General features: G+C 69.7%; 12 protein-coding genes. 11 read left to right on the top strand and 1 reads right to left on the bottom strand.

Annotated elements, in window-relative coordinates:
• Nucleotides 1-36 precede the first annotated feature (36 nt).
• The 9 genes from AB0F98_RS16530 to AB0F98_RS16490 all read left to right on the top strand — a co-directional run bounded on the left by AB0F98_RS16530 (nucleotide 37) and on the right by AB0F98_RS16490 (nucleotide 16731).
• Entirely contained in the window at nucleotides 37-963 is a 927-nt protein-coding gene (locus AB0F98_RS16530; protein ID WP_357735425.1) for a LysR family transcriptional regulator, read from the top strand.
• A 631-nt stretch (nucleotides 964-1594) separates the two neighbouring features.
• A complete protein-coding gene (locus AB0F98_RS16525) occupies nucleotides 1595-2893 on the top strand; it encodes a sugar ABC transporter substrate-binding protein (protein ID WP_357735422.1) in 1299 nt (432 codons plus the stop codon).
• A gap of 122 nt (nucleotides 2894-3015) precedes the next feature.
• Complete coding sequence (locus AB0F98_RS16520) at nucleotides 3016-3933, top strand: sugar ABC transporter permease (RefSeq protein WP_357735419.1); 918 nt, start codon at nucleotides 3016-3018, stop codon at nucleotides 3931-3933.
• A 5-nt stretch (nucleotides 3934-3938) separates the two neighbouring features.
• Nucleotides 3939-4850: a carbohydrate ABC transporter permease gene (locus AB0F98_RS16515; protein ID WP_357735416.1), complete on the top strand. Its 912-nt coding sequence runs from the start codon at nucleotides 3939-3941 to the stop codon at nucleotides 4848-4850.
• Nucleotides 4851-4852: 2 nt separating this feature from the next.
• A complete protein-coding gene (locus AB0F98_RS16510; RefSeq protein ID WP_357735413.1) occupies nucleotides 4853-6787 on the top strand; it encodes a beta-L-arabinofuranosidase domain-containing protein in 1935 nt (644 codons plus the stop codon).
• A gap of 178 nt (nucleotides 6788-6965) precedes the next feature.
• Entirely contained in the window at nucleotides 6966-11705 is a 4740-nt protein-coding gene (locus tag AB0F98_RS16505; protein ID WP_357735409.1) for an Ig-like domain-containing protein, read from the top strand.
• A 58-nt stretch (nucleotides 11706-11763) separates the two neighbouring features.
• Nucleotides 11764-14943, top strand: coding sequence for a family 43 glycosylhydrolase (locus AB0F98_RS16500; protein ID WP_357735713.1), 3180 nt, complete (start codon nucleotides 11764-11766; stop codon nucleotides 14941-14943).
• 41 nt (nucleotides 14944-14984) lie between these two features.
• Nucleotides 14985-15617: a hypothetical protein gene (locus AB0F98_RS16495; protein WP_357735407.1), complete on the top strand. Its 633-nt coding sequence runs from the start codon at nucleotides 14985-14987 to the stop codon at nucleotides 15615-15617.
• Nucleotides 15618-15681: 64 nt separating this feature from the next.
• A complete protein-coding gene (locus AB0F98_RS16490) occupies nucleotides 15682-16731 on the top strand; it encodes a hypothetical protein (protein ID WP_357735403.1) in 1050 nt (349 codons plus the stop codon).
• A gap of 266 nt (nucleotides 16732-16997) precedes the next feature.
• On the opposite strand, the gene AB0F98_RS16485 is transcribed toward AB0F98_RS16490, so the two are convergent.
• Complete coding sequence (locus AB0F98_RS16485) at nucleotides 16998-17453, bottom strand: GNAT family N-acetyltransferase (RefSeq protein WP_357735400.1); 456 nt, start codon at nucleotides 17451-17453, stop codon at nucleotides 16998-17000.
• A gap of 202 nt (nucleotides 17454-17655) precedes the next feature.
• On the opposite strand from AB0F98_RS16485, the gene AB0F98_RS16480 reads away from it, so the two are divergent.
• Nucleotides 17656-18624 carry a sigma-70 family RNA polymerase sigma factor gene (locus AB0F98_RS16480; RefSeq protein ID WP_357735397.1) on the top strand — a complete coding sequence of 323 codons (969 nt, stop codon included), beginning with the start codon at nucleotides 17656-17658 and terminating at the stop codon, nucleotides 18622-18624.
• A 73-nt stretch (nucleotides 18625-18697) separates the two neighbouring features.
• A complete protein-coding gene (locus tag AB0F98_RS16475) occupies nucleotides 18698-19552 on the top strand; it encodes a nuclear transport factor 2 family protein (protein ID WP_357735394.1) in 855 nt (284 codons plus the stop codon).
• Nucleotides 19553-19586 lie beyond the last annotated feature (34 nt).

The following is a 19586-nucleotide window of genomic DNA, read 5'->3' as shown; positions in this document are numbered from 1 at the left end:
TCTCATAGTTCTTAAGTCTCCTTGTAGCATCGCTTCATGGATCTCGACGTGCGACGGCTTCGCGTGCTCTACGAGGTGGCCCTGCGTGGCGGGATCACCGCCGCCGCGGCGGCCCTGCACGTCACCCCGTCCGCGGTCTCCCAGCAGCTCGGGCAACTGGCCCGTGAGGCCGGCTGCGAGCTGCTCGAACGATCCGGCCGAGGAGTTGTGCTCACCCCGGCCGGCCACGTGCTCGCCGACCACGCGAAGCGGATCATCGGCGCGGTCGAGCAGGCCCAGGCGGGTCTGGCCGCGCTGCGGCGCGACGTCAACGGAACCGTACGGGTGGGTGCCTTCCCCTCGGCGGCGGGCGCCCTCGTCGCGCCGGCCGCCGCTCGAGCCATCGCCCGATACCCCGATTTGGACATCCGGATCGTCGAGGCGGAGGACCAGCAGAGCCGGCTGGACCTGCGCTCCGGCACGCTCGACGTGATCGTGCTGCAGGAGTACGACCACGTGCCCACGCCATTGGCGTCCGACCTGGACCGACACTCGATCGCCCACGATCCGATGCACCTGATCACGCCGGTCGGCTGGGGCAGCCACTCGGGCCGACTGGGTGACCTGCGTGACGCGCGGTGGATTGCCAGCGGCGAGGGCACCCCGTGCCTACGCTCGACGTTGCACGCCTGCCGCCTGGCCGGGTTCGAGCCGGACATCCGCCATCGGGCCATCGACTTCGCGCTCACCCTCGACCTCGTCGACGCGGGCCTCGGCGCGGCGCTCGTGCCGGAGCTGGCGCTGCGCAACGTGCCATCCGGTGTGCACATCCAACCGCTGACGGACCCGGTTACCGAGCGGCGGATCTTCGCGGTGACCCGCTCCCGGGGCGCGGGGCCACGGCGCCCTGCGATCGACGCGTTCCTCGCCGAGCTCACCGCCACCCATCGTTGCGATCTGGAGCCCGTGGCCGCGATTCGTTGATCCGTAACGACGGTGTGTCTCGTGGCTTTCGCAGTGGTTGATGGTCGACGATGTGCCGGTGGCGCGTCGCGCCCAGACGTCACCGCAGGACAGGCGGAGCAGCCGAGCATCACGCGGACTGGGCCGAGATCGACCGTGACGGCCCGCACGATGGGCCGGGACCCGGCGCGCCGAAAGTCTTTCGCAAAGATTTCAGGCACACGAGCGCCGCTCCCGGGCCTGCACTCCGCACAGGCGTAGTGCCCAGACTCGACACCGAGCAGGTGGCGCCGGCCGCCGAAAGCCGCTCTGGTTTTACCCGTTGGACACCTTGCCGAAATCGTTTTCGTGCGACACGCTATCGGCGGACAGTGATACTCACCACCTCGGGCGCGGCGGAGACGATCGATGCGCGAGCCGCGCCGGATCCGGCGGGAGGCGGATGCGCGATGGCGAGGTACGAGGCATCGCGCGGCGACCGTGCGAGAAGCGGTCGTTCGCCCGTCCTCACTGCAGCAGCGCCTACCGCCGACTCACGCAGCGGTTCGGTCCCGCCCGATCGGAAAGCACCACCCGCACCACCGGATCGAGCCTCCACTCGCAGGGACCGCGTAGCGGTTCCCTCCGATCGATAGACCCGAGGAGAGGAATCATGAGGAAAGCCCTGGGCAGGCGCACTGCCCTGCGTTCGATGGCAGCGGTCCTGGTGGCGGCGTTGACCATCGGCGCGGCCGCGTGCAGCGGTGACGAGCCGGAGGGCTCGACCGCCGCCGAGGCGGGACCGGACGGTGTCGATGACGGCAGCGAACTCACCATGTGGACCCGCGCTCCGCTGGAGAAGCAGGCGAAGCTCCTGGTCGAGGCGTACAACTCCAGTCATCAGAACAAGGTCAAGTTGACCGTCGTACCGAACGACGACTACGTGGCGAAGGTCGGTGCGGCGGCCGGGGCGGACGGTCTTCCGGACCTCTTCGCCGCGGACATCGTCTACGTGCCGAACTGGGTGAACCAGGGACTGTTCCAGGACATCAGCGCGAACATCGACGGTCTCGCCTTCAAGGACTCGATCAACAAGGGGCACCTCTCGGCCGGCACGGTCGACGGCAAGGCGCACGTTCTGCCGTTCGTGCTGGACCTGTCGATGCTGTTCTGGAACAAGCAGTTGTTCAAGGAGGCCGGGCTCGACCCGGAGAAGGCCCCGGCGTCGCTCGAGGAGTACGCCGCCGCCGCGAAGGCGGTGCAGGGGTTGAAGAAGGAGGGCGTCTACGGCACGGCGGCCGGCCTCAACTGCGGTGGCTGCCTGGTCTTCACCTGGTTCCCCTCCGTCTGGGCCGACGGCGGCCAGGTGCTCAGCGAGGACGGCACCGAGTCCAAGCTCGCCGACCCCATCGCGCAGCAGGTCTACCGCACCTGGAACGACCTGTGGAAGTCCGGCGCGGTGCTGCCCGCCTCGGAGGGGGAGACGGGTCCGACCTGGACCGCGGCGTTCACCGAGGGCAAGGTCGGTTTGATGTTCTACCCGGCGACGCTGCTCTCCTCGACCCCGTTCGACGTCGGCGTGGCCGGCATCCCCGGCCCGAAGGGGGGCGCCTCCACCTTCGTCGGCGGCGACGGTATCGGTGTGTCGAAGGACTCGAAGAAGGCGGCGCAGGCCTGGAACTTCCTGAACTGGATGATGTCCGAGCAGGCGCAGGTCGAGGTGTTGGCGAAGAACAAGGACGTGGTTTCCCGCGTCGACCTCGCGAACAACAAGTACGCCGCCGAGGACCCGCGGCTGGTAACCATCAACGAGGTGGCCGGCAAGGGTGAGACTCCCGTCGCGCTGAACTTCCAGCAGGCGTTCAACGCGCCGAACAGCCCCTGGCTGACCCTCATCCGCAACCAGGTGCTCACCGGCAGCGGCGATCTGCAGAAGGACAACGGCGAGATCACCGCCGTACTCAAGCAGTAGCCGACGGCCGTCGCGGGTGGGTGCCGACGAGCAGGCCGGATCGGCACACACCCGCGGCGTGGCCGCGACCCCGACGCGCTGGACGACCTGCCCGTATCGCCGGAGAAACGAGAGGTTCCCCGATGACAGTCACCGCACCGTCTCGCCCGCCCAGTGCGGCGATGCGGGGCCGCGCCCGTCGCCCCGGCCGTCGAGGGCTGCTCGGCTGGCTCTACGCGACACCGACGGCGGTCTTCGTCGTGGCGTTGTTCGTGGTGCCGTTGCTGCTGGTCGTCAAGATGTCGTTGTCGAGATGGCCGCTGCTGACCGGGGACCAGGGGATCAACGCTCCGGCCAACTTCACGAAGGCCGTCGACCACCGGTTCTTCACCGACTCGATGGTGTTCACCGTCAAGTACACCGTGCTGGCCACCGTGCTGCTGCTGGCCCTCGGGCTGGGACTGGCCCTGCTCGTCCAGGAGTCGAGCCGGTGGAACAGTCTGCTGCGCGCGTCGTTCCTGATCCCCAGCGCCCTCGGCCTGGCTTCGGCGTCGCTGCTGTTCTACGTGCTCTACTCGCCGTACGCGAGTCCGCTGGCGCCCGTGATGGACAGTCTGGGCTTCACCTTCCTCGGTTCACCGACCGCCGCGCTGCTGTCCACGACCTTCCTCATCGTGTGGCGGTACGCCGGCTTCTACATGGTGCTCATGCTCGTCGGCCTGCAGGGCATACCGGCGGACGTGTACGAAGCCGCCCGCTCGGACGGCGCCAGCCGGTGGCAGACCTTCCGGAAGATCACCCTGCCGTTGCTGCGTCCGACGCTGGCGCTGACGACAGTGCTCTGCGTGACCGGTTCGCTGCTCGCGTTCGAGCAGTTCTACATCCTCACGAAGGGCGGACCGGACAACAGCACGATCACCGTCGTGCAGCTCATCTACATGGTGGCGTTCCAAGGTCAGAACGATCTCGGTGTGGCGGCCGCTCTCTCGGTCGTCGTGCTGCTGGCCCTGATCGTCGTGAACGCCCTGCAACTGCGCGCCTTCCGAGCCGAGGAGAGGTGACGCCGATGGTCACGGTTTCCCGTTCCCGCTCGAGCGCCGCCGGCGGACCGACTCCACACGGCGCGTCGGCCGGTCCGACCAGATCGCGCGGCGTCACCATCGCCGGCATCGCGCTGCGTACGCCGTACTGGGTGTTCACCGGGGCGGTGGGCCTGATCTTCCTGGCTCCGCTGCTCTGGACGGCGGTCGCCTCGGTCGCCCCGCAGGCCGGCACGAACCAGGTGGACGGCTGGGGGCTCGGCAACTACGAGACGCTGGCGAACTACCAGGCCGGCATCTGGCGGTACCTGGCGAACTCGACGGTCGTGTCGCTGCTGACGGTCGTGCTGACCCTGCTGGTGTCGCTGCTCGGCGGTTACGCGTTCGCCCGGTTCCGCTTTCCCGGCCGGAACATCCTGTTCCTGCTCACGCTCGCCATCCTCATGGTTCCCTACGCGACGCTGCTGATTCCGCTCTACGTCCTGCTCAACGAGGTCGGGCTGCAGAACTCTCTGGTCGGCGTGGCTCTCGTACTCACGATGTTCCAGCTGCCGTTCGCCACCTTTCTGATGCGCATCTCCTTCGAGGCGGTGCCACGGGAGCTCGACGAGGCAGCGATGGTCGACGGTTGCTCCTCGTTCGGCGCGCTGTGGCGGGTGTTGTTGCCCGCGGTGAAACCGGGTCTGATCACCGTGGGACTGTTCGCGTTCCTCGCCGCGTGGAACGACTTCATGGCGCCACTGATCCTCATCAACGACAGCGAGCGGATGACGCTGCCGCTCGCGGTGTCCAACCTGCGCGGCCAGGTCCAAGGAGTCGTTGACTACGGGGCGACCGAAGCGGGCGTCGTCGTTCTCGCCCTTCCGTGCATCGTCCTGTTCCTGCTGCTCCAACGACACTACGTGCGCGGCTTCATGTCCGGCGCGCTGAAGGGATGACCATGAGCGCACCCATGGCCGCGCCCGTCCTGCCCGCCCGTGGCCGGCTACGGCCGCTGGGGCTGGACGACGTCCGGATCACGGGCGGCTTCTGGGCCGAGCGTCAGTCGATCAACGCGACCGCGACCCTCGCGCACATCGAGCAGTGGCTCGAGCGCGCCGGCTGGCTCCGGAACTTCGACCTGGCCGCGCGGGGCGACCTTCCCGGTGGCCGCCGTGGGCGCGAGTTCTCGGACTCGGAGATCTACAAGTTCCTGGAGGCGCTGGCGTGGGAGATCGGGCGGACCGCGGACGCCGAACTCGAGTCGAGCTTCCGCGGCATCGTCCGGCGGGTGGCCGCGGCTCAGGAGCCCGACGGTTACCTCAACACCAGATTCGGTCGGCCGGGGCAGGCGCCGCGGTGGTCCGACCTCGAATGGGGCCACGAGCTCTACTGCGTCGGGCACCTCCTCCAGGCCGCGGTCGCCCGAGCGCGCACGCGTCCGGGTGCGGACGACGGACTGCTCGAGGTCGCCTGTCGCGCCGCCGACAACGTGTGCGCGACGTTCGGGCCGGACGGCATCGACGGCGTCTGTGGGCACCCGGTCATCGAGACGGCGTTGGTGGAGCTCGCCCGGACCACCGGCGAGGACCGCTACCTGGCGCAGGCGGCGCTCTTCGTCGACCGCCGGGGCCACGGCCGGCTCAGCGATGTGGAGTTCGGCCGGGAGTACTTCCAGGACGAGCGTCCCGTCCGGGAGGCGACGGTGCTGCGCGGGCACGCGGTCCGGGCGAACTATCTCGCCGCGGGCACGGTGGACGTCGCGGTCGAACTGAAGGACGCCGGCCTGCTGGAGGCGGCACGCAACCAGTGGAGCAACACTGTGGCGAGCCGCACGTACGTCACCGGCGGGCAGGGCTCGCGTCACCAGGACGAGGCGTTCGGCGAGGACTGGGTGCTGCCGGCGGACCGTGCCTACTCGGAGACCTGCGCCTCGATCGGTTCGGTGATGTTCGCGTGGCGGCTGCTGCTCGCCGACGGTGATCCCCGATACGCGGACCTCATCGAGCGGACGTTGTTCAACGTGGTGTCGACCTCGCCGTCGGCGGACGGGCGGAGCTTCTTCTACACGAACACCCTGCACCGCCGTGAGCTGGGCACCCTTCCCGACGCCGATCGGCCCAGCCTCCGCGCGGCGTCGTCGCTGCGGGCGCCCTGGTTCGAGGTCTCCTGCTGCCCGACGAACGTCGCCCGTACGCTGGCCAGCCTGGCGGCGTACGTCGCCACCTGCGACGACGAGGGACTTCAGCTTCACCAGTACATGCCTGCCACCGTCGAGCACCGGCTCGCGGACGGGCGGGACGTGAGTGTGACCGTCGCGACCGGCTACCCGCACGACGGGGAGATCCGGGTGCGCATCGACAGCGACGAGGATCGTCCCTGGTCGCTGTCGTTGCGGGTGCCGGCCTGGGCCGACAACGGCGCGACGGTGACCATCGACGGAGAGGTCCGGCCGGTCGGCCCCGGATTCGTCACCGAGCGCCGGACGTGGCGACGCGGCGACGAGGTCGTGCTGTCGCTGCCGGTGGCGCCCCGGTTCACCTTCCCGGACGAGCGGATCGACGCGGTGCGGGGCTGCGTGGCGGTGGAGCGCGGCCCCCTCGTGCTCGCCCTGGAGTCCGTGGACGTGCCCGGCGTGGACACCGTCGACGAGCTTCGCGTCGACGTCGGCGAACCGCCCCGTCTGGTAGACGGCCGGGTCACCGTCCGGTGCCGTCGGGTGCACCCCGGCGATCATGAATGGCCCTATCGGCCGGACCGGGCCGGCGCGGCGCCGGTCGTCGGTGAGGTGCTCGACGGCGTGGCCCTGGTGGAGTACCACGCGTGGGCGAACCGTGGGCCCTCGACGATGCGGGTCTGGCTTCCCACGATCACCGACCGCACCGAACTGGATTGACGGGCCGGCCTGATGTCACCGCCTGACCTGCCCGGTTCTCGCGCTCCTTGATGTTAACGCTAACAGCGACGTCCGCTCCCTCCGGCCACGACAACACCGGTCCGCCCGACCGATCACCGAGGTGCAGCACGGTGCCTCCTCAGCAGCCCCGCAGCACCGACGACAAGGAGGAAGGAACATGACCCGTAGACGCGTGAGAAGGGCACCCCTCTGGGCCGCCCTGGCCGCGCTCGTGGTGGGAGGGACGGTCGGCGTGGGATCCGCGGCCCACGCCGACGGCCCCGTCCTGCCCGGCAACGAGGGTGACGTCGGGGTCTACACCGACGGGCAGAGCCACGTCATGGACATCGGCGACCCGGTCTACAGCAACGTCGCCGACGTCGCCGACCGGCTCAAGCCCGGCGTGCCGTTCACGGCGGTGAACATGCACCAGTCCATCTTCGAGAAGGACCTGGCCGCCGGCGGCACGGACTACTACCTCGACCGCGTCCTGGGCGTCGAGGGAACGATCGGCTCAGCGGTGCTGATGACCCGAGGCCGGTCCCTGTACATGCGCGGCGCGAGCAACAACAACTTCACCGTCATGGGCTTCGCCGGCAGCGCGTACGTCGGCGGCCCCAACAACCTCGGCAACCTCTACACCGTCACCGTGCCGGGGCAGACCGTCACCGAGGTGAACGCGAACCGGTTCAACGCGCCCAGCCACGCGAAGAGCCGGTACACCATCGGCGCGACCGGGGTCATCGCCGACCTGACCAAGCTCATCACGTACGACAACGTCGCCGTCACCGCCATCGACTTCAGCAACCCCGGTGACGACCCGGCCACGTTCACCGTCCGCGCCGCCGCGCCGCTGGCCACCCAGGCTGGAAGGAATGCGGCCGAACTCACCGGCACCCGCACCATCACCAGCGGATCCAACAACGGCCTCGTCGACACCGCGTGGAACTCGATCAAGGTCGACCTCACCGGCGCGGGGTTCACCAGGACCGGCACCAACCTCGACCGCGAGGTCACCGTGCCCGCCGGCGGCTCGGTGTCGCTGTCGGTGGTCGGCGCGGTCTCCTCGGCCACGCTGCCCGAGACGGTCGCCAGCTACCAGGAGTACGCCGGGCTGTCGCCGGCCGAGGCGGTGCGGACCGGCATCACGGCGTTCCACCGCCGCTGGGCGCAGGACGTTCCCTACATCGACGTCCCGGACCCCGCGCTGGAGAAGGCCATCGTCTACCGCTGGTGGGGCGAGCGGTACAACACCCTCGACGCCAACGCGTCCGGTCACGTGTACCAGTACCCGACGACGATCGAGGGGGTGAACCTCTACCAGAACGCCGTCGCGCTGACCCAGCCGATGCACCTGCAGGACACCAAGTGGCTGCGTACGCCGTACCTGCCGTACGGCCAAGTGCTCAACATCGGCGAGTTGTCCGGTTCGTCGGCCTTCCTGGACAGTCCCGGGCACACCAGCTGGAACAACCACTACTCGCAGTACATCGGCACGGCCGGCCTCGAGGCGTACAACGTGCACGGCGGTGGTAAGGAGATCGCCCGGAAGTTCGCCGGATACTTCGAGGGCGACGGCGTCGGCCAGCTCGAACACTACGACGGCAACGACGACAACCTGATCGCGTACGACACCAACTACATGCCGGGCAACGACGCCGACGCCATCACCTTCGGTTTCCCGAAGTCCAACGCCGGCGCGCCCGGGGCGCGGACCATCGAGCGTCCCGAGTCGGCGTACGTGTGGGGCGCGTTCGACGCCGCCCGCCAGCTCTACCAGATCGCCGGGGGCGACCAGGCCAAGGTCGACCAGATGGCGGCCGGGGCCAACTCGATCCGCGACGCGATCCTCGACCGGCTGTGGAGCCCCGACATGCGGATGTTCCTCGCCGGCACGTCCCACGGCGCCACCAGCGCGGCCAGCGCCAACGGTCGGCCCAACCCGCTGCCCGCGTCGGCCCGTGACCTGATCCCGGCCCGGGAGTCGAACCTCTACGACGTCTACGCCGAGAACCTCATCCCGTTCGACCAGTGGCAGAACTACGTCGACGGGTTCCGCTTCCTCACCTACGGCGACAACTTCCCGATCTTCCCGTTCTACACCGCCAACCAGTACGACCGGAGCGCCTACGGGATCGGCGGCTCCAACAACTTCTCCAACATCAACTTCACGGTGCAGTACCGCGGCGTCCGGTCGGCGCTTCGCCACTACGACCCGGAGCAGAAGTACATCACTCCGGCCTACGCCAAGCGGCTGCTCGACTGGATGGCGTGGAGCATCTACCCGAACGCGGACCTGCGCGCCCCGAACCAGGCGGAGTACTACTCCAACTGGAACGCCGCCACGAAGACCTACAACCGCAACAACCCGAACCACGTGATGCTCGGGAACATGAACTACATCTTCGTCGAGGACATGGCGGGCATCCAGCCGCGCTCCGACGACAAGATCGAACTCTGGCCGATCCAGTTCGGTTACGACCACTTCATGGTCAACAACCTGCGTTACCACGGGCAGGACGTCACCATCGTCTGGGACCCCGACGGCAGCCAGTACGGCCTGGGCGTCGGCTACAGCCTGTTCCTCAACGGTGAGAAGAAGGTCAGCACCGACCGGCTGGGCAGGGTCACCTACGACCCGAACACCAACCAGGTCCAGGCCGAGGAGGGCCTGACCGTAACCTTCACCGCTGACGGCGCCAGCCAGTTCCCGAGCGCCGTGAACACCCCGATCTCCGACGACCGGGTCGTCGCGTACCTCAAGACGGCCGGCATCGACCTGACCGAGGACGCGCCGAACCTGGCGGCGGGGGCCGAGCTCAGCTCGTCGTACACCCAGCAGGGTGCGCGGCCGACGCCGTGGCGGCAGTTCCACACGCCCGGCTGGAGCACCACCTCGATGAACTACACCCCCGGCGCGATCAAGGAGACCGAGCGGCCGGTGTCGCTGGGCGCGGTGACCGACGGTGTCACCGCCAACGAGCCGTACTGGGGCAACTACGGCACGACCGACCGCAACGGCTACGTCGAGCTGGATCTGGGCTCGGCCAGGTCCTTCGACAACGTGAAGGTGTTCTTCGTCAGCGACCGGCAGGCCGGCGGCTACCGCGAACCCGCCCGCTGGTGGATCCAGGCGCCCGACGGCGACGGCGGCTGGAAGGAAGTGCCGAACCAGTTCAAGAACCCCACCGTCCCGTCGGCGAAGTTCAACGAGGCGCTGTTCCACACCACGACGTCGAACAAGCTGCGCATCGCGTTCACCAACAACCCGACCTTCTTCACCGCCATCTCCGAGATCCAGGTGTTCGACTCCGGTCGCGACGTACCGGACGTCAGCAACCAGGCGCCGGTCGTCACCGCCGTGCGGGACGGCTCGGCGGACGGCAACCTTTCCACCAGGCTGGTCGGCACGGCGACCGACGACGGCATCCCCTACGACAGCGAGCTCACCTTCGGCTGGGAGACCGTGTCGGCGCCGCCCGGCGCCGGCGTGATCTTCGCCGACGCGACGGCGCTGGCGACCCGGGTGACGGGCACGGTCCCCGGCGACTACGTGTTCCGCTTCCACGCCGACGACGGTGAGAAGCGGTCGGAGGCGACCGTCGCGGTGACCCTCGCCGAGCGGGAGGTCGTCGCGGAGTTCGGCCGCTCGGCGACGATCACCACCAGCGGTACCGCGTCGTGGGAGAACCACCAGCGGGTCAACGAGAGCAGCACGCCGAACAGCTCGAACCCGGGCACCGGGAACGGCTGGGGCAACTGGGGCCAGCCGCAGAACGGCACCAGCCCCGAACGGGCGGCGTGGATCCAGTACCGGTGGGACGCGCCCGTGCGGCTCTCCTCGACCGACATCTACTGGTACGACGACAACGGCGGCACCCGCCGGCCCACCGCCACGACGTACGCCGTCGAGAGCTCCGCGGACGGCACCACCTGGACTCCGGTCACGCTCACCGGCGGATCGGCGTACGCCGACGCGCTGGCCATCAACAGGTACAACCACCTCGAGTTCGAGCCGGTCTCGACCAGCTACCTGCGTATCCGCATCTTCGGCCTGATGGGTGCGGGCGCGGGCACGGGCGTGCTGCGTTGGCGCGCCAACGGCGAAACCGTCGACTCGGTGCGCTCGCCGGTGCTCGTCCGCACCACAGTGGGCCAGGTGCCGACGCTGCCGAGCACGCTCGACGCGGTCTACGCCAGCGGCGCCCGCGGCGACGTCGCGTTCAACTGGCAGCAGATCACGCCCGAGATGGTCGCCGAGACCAACGTCGAACCGTTCGTGGTCTACGGCACGAACGACGCGTACGGCCTGATCGCCGAGGCGCGCGTCTACGTGCGGCCCGAGACCGCCCCGGGCGGCATCTCCATCCAGGGAGCCGAGACGTTCGAGCAGGCCGTCGAGGTGGGTGAGCTGCCCTACCTGCCTGACAAGGTGGAGGTGTCGTACAACGACGGCTCCCGGGACAACCAGGCCATCGGCGTCGACTGGGACTTCGACGAGACCATCGTCGACACACCCGGTCGCTACACCGTCATCGGCAACCTGATCCTGCCCGAATACGTCAGCGAGGCCGGCACCACCCGGACCACGTTGACCCTGACCGTGGGTGACCCGCCACCGGCCCCCACCTGGAACGTCGAGGCGCAGGCCCGCACCCAGTGCACCGGCGGCAAGGTCTACGTGCTGGTGACCGCGCGCAACGCCGACGACGTGCCGCTCACCATCGAACTCGTCACGCCCTACGGATCGCGCACGGTCTCCGACGTCGCCCCCGGCAAGTCCGCCTACCAGGCGTTCACCAGCCGGGCCGTGGCGGTGCCGGCCGGGACCGCCACGGTGAAGGTCACCGGGACCGTCGACGGTGCGCCGGTCACTGAGCAGATCGAAGCGCCGTTCGGCGCACTCAGCTGCGAGTAGCCCGTCACGGGTGGCGGCGCCGTACCGACGCCGCCACCCCCGGCCCGACAGTGAGGAGATCGACACCGTGAACACCAGCGTGGTGCGCGGCGGCGCCCCACCAACCCCCCGGACGTCGCGCCGGTTCGGCAGGGCGGTCGCCGTGGCCGCGGTCGCCGGGCTCGTCGCCGGCGGCCTGGTCGGCGTCGCCGCGCCGGCCCACGCCGCCGACTCGTACACGTTCACCAACACGACCAATCCGATCCTCGGCGACGGCAGCTACTACTCGGCCGATCCGGCGCCGGTCGTCGTGCCGGCCGGCGCTGCGGGCAACGACAGCGGCAAGGACCAGCTGTACATCTACACCGGCCACGATGAGGCCGGTCCATCCACCAACGACTTCGTCATGAACGAGTGGGGCGCGTTCCGTACCACCGACGTCGAGGCCGGCGAGTGGACCCACTACCCGTCGCTGATGCGGCCGGAGCAGGTCTTCGCCTGGGCCACCTCCGGGCGCGCGTACGCCGGCCAGGTGGTCCGGGGTGTGGACGGCCGCTACTACTGGTACGTCCCGATCAACGAGCGGGACAGCCCGGCGTCCGACAAGTTCGCGATCGGCGTGGCCGTCTCGGACACCCCGACCGGCCCGTGGACCGACCACGCGGGCGGGCCGATCATCTCCCAGCGCGTGCCCACCCCGAACACCATCCACAACATCGACCCGACGATCCTGATCGACGGCACGGCCCCGAACCAGCGGGTGTACCTCTGGTGGGGCTCGTTCAGCCAACTGCGGATGATCGAACTCCAGCAGGACATGAAGACCCCGGTCACCACTCAGCGCTCCGTCACCGGGCTGACCGGCTTCTTCGAGGCGGCCTGGGCGTTCAAGCGCAACGACACCTACTACCTGGCGTACGCCGGGAACAACGCCGGGCCGACGTCGCAGTGCACGCCGGCGAACTACCACGCCTGCATCGCGTACGCCACGGCGTCGTCGCCGCAGGGGCCGTGGACCTACCGGGGGACCGTCCTGGCGCCGGTCTCCTCGACGACGAGCCACCCGGGCATCCTGGAGTTCGACGGATCGTGGTACATCACCTACCACACGGCCGACGCCGTGGGCGGCGGTCACTTCCGCCGGTCCGTGGCGATCGACCCGATCGAGTGGGACGACACGCAGAGCCCGCCGCGGATGAAGCCCGTCACCACGACACCGGTCCGGGGACCCGACCTCACCCCACGACCGAACATCGCCCAGGCGGCGAAGGTCACCGTCTCCAACGAGCCGGTGCCCACCCAGTACTGGGTGAAGGCGCTCAACGACGAGATCGTCCGGCTCAACCCGCTGCCGCCGGACATGTGGGGGACCTGGACCGGCAACAACCCGCCCCAGCAGTGGGTGCAGTACACCTGGGACCAGCCGATGCGGATCTCCGGCTCGCAGATCGAGTTCTGGAACGACAGCCCGCAGGGCAGCGGAGTGGGGGTGGCCGCACCCGCGAGCTGGCGCATCCAGTACTGGGATCTCGACGCCGGGCAGTGGGCCGACGTGCCCGACCCGAGCGGTTTCCCGACCGGCACACGGGGGTTCCAGGACACCGGCTTCGACCCGGTGACCACCACGCAGGTCCGCGCGGTGTTCGACGCGTCCACCAACGGCAGCACCTACTCCGCGGTGGCGGTCGAGGAATGGAAGATCCTCGCCGCGCAGCCGGAGTCCGCCGTCACCGCGCCGGCCATCAAGGTGGAGGTGGGGGAGACCGAACTGCCCGACAGCATTCCGGTGTCCTTCGGCGCGGAGACGCTGCGGGTACCGGTCCTCTGGGACCCGGTGCGGCCGGAGGACGTCGCGGCGCCTCGCACGTTCGACACCCGGGGCACCGTGCTCGGGTACGCCGCCGAACGTGTCGTCGCGCAGGTCACCGTCGTCTCACCGGACGACACCGACGGCGACGAGACCCCGCCGGCGCTGACGCTCACCGCACTCGGCAGCGCCGGTGGCGCCGGCTGGTTCCGGTCCCCGGTACGGGTACGCGTCGCCGGCGTCGACGACCGCGGCGGCCGGATGACCATCGAGTCGCGGGTGGACGACGGCGAACCGGTCGTCGCGCGCGACGTGCGGTCGGTCGACGTCGACGTCGCCGGGGACGGCCGGCACACGGTGACGGCGACCGCGACCGACCGGGCAGGCAACACCTCCGCGCCAGCCGGCCTCGCCGTACGCATCGACGCCACGGCACCGGTCAGCGCGGCCACGTTGAACGCCGACACCCGGACGGTCACGGTGACCGCGAGCGACGCGACGTCCGGGGTCGCCGGAATCGAGTACGCCATCGGCGCCGGGGCGTGGACGGCCTACACCGGTCCGGTGGCGGCACCCGACGCCAACCGGCAGACCGTGGCGTTCCGCGCGCTCGACGTGGCCGGGAACCTGGAGACCGCCAGGACGGTCACCATCCCGGCGGACCTGTCCGGGCCGCTCACCGGCAATATCGGGCCCGTCGCGACGCCTACCGCCTCCTACACGGCGGGCTGGAACAGCGTCACCGCACTCAACGACGGCACCGACCCGTCGAACCCCAGCCAGGCGCAGATCTGGGGCACCTGGTCGGGGAACCGTCCGGCGACCCAGTGGGTCCAGTACGACTGGTCCCGTCCGGTGCGGCTCACCGGCACCGAGCTGAAGTTCTGGCGGGACACCAACCGCGGCACCGGCGACGGCGTCGCCGAGCCCGACGGGTGGGTGCTGCAGTACTGGGACGAGGCCGTATCGGCCTGGCACGACGTTCCCGGCGCATCCCCCTACGGCACGAGCACCACCGCGTTCAACACCGTCACGTTCGAGCCCGTCGTCACGCCGCGGGTGCGCGCCACGGTCCGGGCCAACGGCAACGGCACCACCTACTCGGCGGTGGCAATCACCGAATGGCGGGTCTTCGCCGACGACCCGGGCGCCCCACCAGAGCTGCCGGTGACCGTGACCGCGCAGGCCCGGTGTGTCGCCGGCAAGGCGTACGTCGCGGTGCAGGCCCGTAACGACCACGACGCGCCCATGGACGTCGCGCTGGAGACCGCGTACGGCGAGCGGTCCTTCGCGGACGTCGCCGCGGGCGCGAACGCGTACCAGTCGTTCGCCACCCGGGCGACCTCAGTGGCGGCGGGTTCGGCGACGATCCGCGTCAGCGGGTCGATCGACGGCGACGACGTGACGACGGTCCGCACCGCCGAGTATCCCGGCGTCGACTGCGCCAGCTGATCCCCTCAAACCCAGTAACGACAACGACAACGGAGCGTCGAATGAGAACGTGGAGTCGTAAGCGGTGGGTCGCGGCGGGTGCCGCGGGTGCTGTCCTGGCAGGAAGCGTGGCGTTGCAGTCGCCGGCCGTCGCCGAGCCCGGCGACAGCACAGACGTGCAGGTGACGGTCGACATCGAGGAGATCGAGGAACCGGGGGTGCTGGCCATGTCGGTCGCCGGTGACTCGGTCGCGCTGGCGGAGGACGGCTCGACCCTGTTGGTACGTCAGTTCGTCGGCACCCTGCCGACGGTGACGGTCACGGACACCCGTACTCCCGAGGAGGTGCCCGACAACGCGGCGTGGGCGGTGCTCGGGAGCGCCACCGACTTCGTCGGCGGTGCCGGCCAGGCACCGATCAGCGCCGGCCACCTGGGCTGGAAGCCGCAGCTGATCGACGGCGGCGACACCGGTCTCGTCACCGAGGGCGAGGAGGTCGTCACCGTCCTCGACGAGCCGACCCAGCCCGGAAACAACGTGGGTCTCGTCGACCAGGAGCTGCTGGTGTCGACGTTCGACTCCGGGGCGGTGGCCGGTGACGCCTACACGGTCGACGCCGACCTGTTCCTGCGTACCCCGGCGGACGTCGCGGCCGGCTCGTACACCTCGACGTTGACCCTGTCCCTCTTCGAGTAGAAGCATGGTGGGGGCCGCGCGGCAGCGGCCCCCACCGCCACCCCGCTGCCCCGGAGGACTCGTCATGACCCGAATCGCGTCGCGGTTGCTCACCGTGCTGGCCGCGGTGCTCGTCGCCGTGCCGCTCGCGCCTGCCGGCGCGCGGGCACAGCCGACGAGTCCCACCCTGACCTGGGCGGTGCAACCGGCCGACGAGAAGGGGCCGGACGGCCGCCGCTGGGTCGAGGTGGCCCTCGATCCCGGGCAGGTGGTTACCGAGCACCTGGCCGTGCGCAACTTCAGCGACGGGCCGGTGGTCTTCGCGTTGAAGGCGGCCGACGGCTACCTCACCGACAAGGGACGGTTCAACATGCTCCCGTCCCACCGCGCGTCGGTGGACGGCGGGACCTGGATCGAGGTGCAGGACTCGGTCACCGTCGGGCCCAAGCAGACGAAGGTGGTGCCGTTCACGATCACCGTGCCGCACGATGCCACCCCGGGCGATCACCCGGCCGGTATCGCGGCGACGGTGACCAGCAGCGGAGGCACGGTCGCCGTCGAGAGTCGGGTCGGCTTCCGGGTCATGATGCGCGCCACCGGCACGGTCACGGCGGCCCTGGCGATCGGCGACGCCGCGGCCAGGTACGAGCGTTCGTGGAATCCGTTCTCGCCGGGCACCGTCCACGTCACGTACACCGCGACGAACGAGGGCAACGTCGCGGTGACCGGAAGCGGCCGGGTGACCGCCGCCGAACTGTTCGGCCTGACCGAACCGAAGGCGCGCACCGCTGTCGAGGAGCTGCTGCCCGGTGGCAGCAGGAAATCCGAAGCCCAGGTGGCCGGGGTGTGGGGGCTGGGGCCGGTCCGGACGACCGTCGAGGCCAATCCCTTCGTGCTCGCCGGCGATCCGGCGGGCGCCGAGATCCGGCGCGGCTCGGCCACTGTGACAGTCTGGGCCGTGCCCTGGCCGCAGGTGGCCCTTCTGGTGATCCTGGCTGTGCTCGTCCTCGCGTACCGGACCATCGCCCGGCGACGTCGGCGGCGTCTCGCGCAACTCCTCGCCCAGGCCAGGGACGAGGGACGGGCCGAGGCCCGGGACTTCGCGCTCACCGGCGGTTCGCCGAAGACCTCGTGATGCGTAAGTCGACGGTTCGATTCCGTCAGGCGGCTCGGTGCGCGGCCAGCTGGCCACGAGGAAGCGCGGAATCGGTATTGACCGGTCCTGGTGATTCCTCGGCGTGCCCTTCACCAGTTCCCCGCTGACCTCCGCGCGGGGATTTTCGGCAGAGGCGGGCTGAGGAGTACGACGCGACCTCGGAGCCGCACGAGTCCACTACCGGGAATCAGTACCTCCGACGGGTCGCAGGAGGTCGATTGACCGGGCTGGCGGGCGGCTCGCGGTTACAGGTCTTTGGCCATGTTGCGGGCGGTCTCGGTGAAGCCCAGCTGCTCGTAGAGGGCCCGGGCACCGGTGTTGTGGGCGAAGACGCGCAGCCCGATTCTGGTCAGCGCGTTGTCGCGGCACCAGCGCTCGGCGGCCAGCATGATCGCGCGGCCGTAGCCCTGACGGCGTACGTCGGGTTCCACGGCGACGTTGTAGACGAACGCGGTGTCGCGGGTGACTTTGACCCATATGAAACCGACCTGGCGGTCGCCGTCGTAGGCGTACCAGAAATGGTGGTCAGGAGTGGCGAACTCGTCGGGAAGCAGCTGCGCGTAGGTGTCGGCGGCCTCGCGGGCCGCGTCCTGCGCCGACTGGCCCAACGCGGCGACGCTCTGCGCGTAGTGCGCCTCGGCCTCGGCCCGCCACGGCTTGTACTGATCCTCGGTCATCGGCTCCAGCCGTACGTCCGCCATGATCGACAACCTACCGAGTCAGAAGGATCCGCGTCAGTTTGGGCGGGGCACCCGTGGGCCACAAGCCGGTGCCGCGGGACGCCAACCAGCCCGCCAATGATCAGGCCGAGCGGGAGAACCGCCGTACCGGGGCCCGATCTCGTCCCGATCCCCAAGCTGGCAGCTCGGGAGCCACGGTGAGCATCTGTGGAAGGATCGGCCCATGGTGTCGGGCTCCCACCCGGTCCTGCTGGCGGCGCAGGCTGGAGACGCGGACGCGTTCGCTGCCGTGGTGGGCCCGTTCCGCGGCGAGCTGCACGCGCACTGCTACCGCATGCTGGGCTCGGTCCACGACGCCGAGGACGCCGTTCAGGAAACGCTCGTCCGGGCCTGGCAGGCGCTCGACCGATTCGAGGCGCGCGGATCGATACGGCCGTGGCTGTACCGGATCGCAACGAACCGCTGCCTGTCGATGCTGGAACGGCGGGGACGCCGAGAACTGCCCACCGACCTTGACGCCGGCGACGACGCCGAGGTGGCCTGGTTGCAGCCCTGCACGAACGACCTGATGGGCCCCGAACCGCGGGCCCTCATGCGGGAGAGCATCGAACTGTCCTTCGTCGCGGCGTTGCAGCGACTGCCCGGTACGCAGCGTGCCGTGTTGCTGCTGCGCGAGGTGCTCGGTTTCACGGCCGGCGAGGTGGCCGAGCAGCTCGGCACGAGCGTGCCGGCGGTCAACAGCGCCATGCAGCGGGCGCGCAGACAGCTCCGTCCGGCGCTGCCGGCCATGACGCAGCGGGCGACGATGCACGAGCTGGGCGACTCGGCGGTCCGTGACCTGGCCCGACGGTACGCGCGGGCATGGGAAGCAGGCGACGTCGACGCCATCGTCACGATGCTCACCGAGGACGCGAGATACTCCATGCCGCCGGTGCGGGCCTGGTTCGCCGGTCGGGATGCCATCCGCGAGTTCCTCCTCGACGGCCCCCTGACCTGTCACTGGCGGTTCGTCCCCACCGGCGCGAACGGTCAGCTGGCGTTCGGCACGTACCGCTGGAGCGAGGACCACGCAGGGTACGCGCCTGGGGGTCTGGACGTGCTCACCCTGCGCGGAGATCGCATCGCGGAAGTGGTGTCCTTCCTCGACGCCGACTTCACCGCATTCGGCCTGCCGTCCCGCCTCCCGGGATGAGGCGCGAATCCGGTTGCCGGACTGCGATGGATTCGCCTCCGCCGCCGGGTTGTACCGGTGAAGGGAGGCACACATGGTTGTGCAGAAACACCGAGACGACGAGAAGCTCATCACAGACCTGGTACAGCGGTGGGCGGCGGCGATCCGAGCAGCAGACTTGCAGAGCGTTCTCGCCGACCACGCCGACGACATCGTGATGTTCGACGTGCCGCCGCCACAGGACGGAGTTCGGGGCATCGACGCCTACCGCGACAGCTGGCCGCCGTTCTTCCGGTGGCTCGCCGACGGCGCGATCTTTGAGATCGTCGACCTTCAGGTGACCGCCGGGGTGGGCGTGGCTTTCGCTCAGGTGCTTCTACGATGCGGGACACCCGAGGATCTCGCCCGCCGTGCCGACCATCGACTGCGGATCACACTCGGCCTGCGCAAGGAAGCCGAGCGGTGGGTCGTCGCCCATGAGCATCACTCGTTCCCCCTGGCGGAAGCGCCCGACGGCACGGCGACGGAGCAGGAGATCAGGTCCCTGCACGAGCGTTGGTTCGACGCCACGGCGGCGGCGGATCTCGACGGACTGATGGCGAACATCGCCGACGATGTCATCTCTTACGAGCACGTCACGCCGCTGCAGCATGTCGGCCTGGCGCAGGTGCGGCGGGTATGTGAGCGCGGCCTCGACGCAGGCACCGGCGACGTGAGCTGGCAGGTGCCCGACATGACCGTCGTCGCCAAGGACGACCTCGCCGTTGTGTGGGGACTCAATCGGATCCAAGTCAGGACCCTGGACGGACAGGCGACCGAGACGTGGTCCCGAGGTACGCGCGTATTCCGCCGTACCGGGAACGACTGGTTGATGGTGCACCAGCATCTGTCGTACCCCTGCGATCCGCAGAACGGCGTCGCCCGCACCGATCTCAGTCCGTGGCCGTAGCGCCGCGGAGGCGGGCCGGGCAGGCCGCCCGCCC

This window comes from Micromonospora sp. NPDC023737, assembly GCF_040639715.1.
GTDB lineage: Bacteria > Actinomycetota > Actinomycetes > Mycobacteriales > Micromonosporaceae > Micromonospora.
Note: the sequence above shows the minus strand (reverse complement) of the source record. Positions and strands in the feature narration are given on the sequence as shown.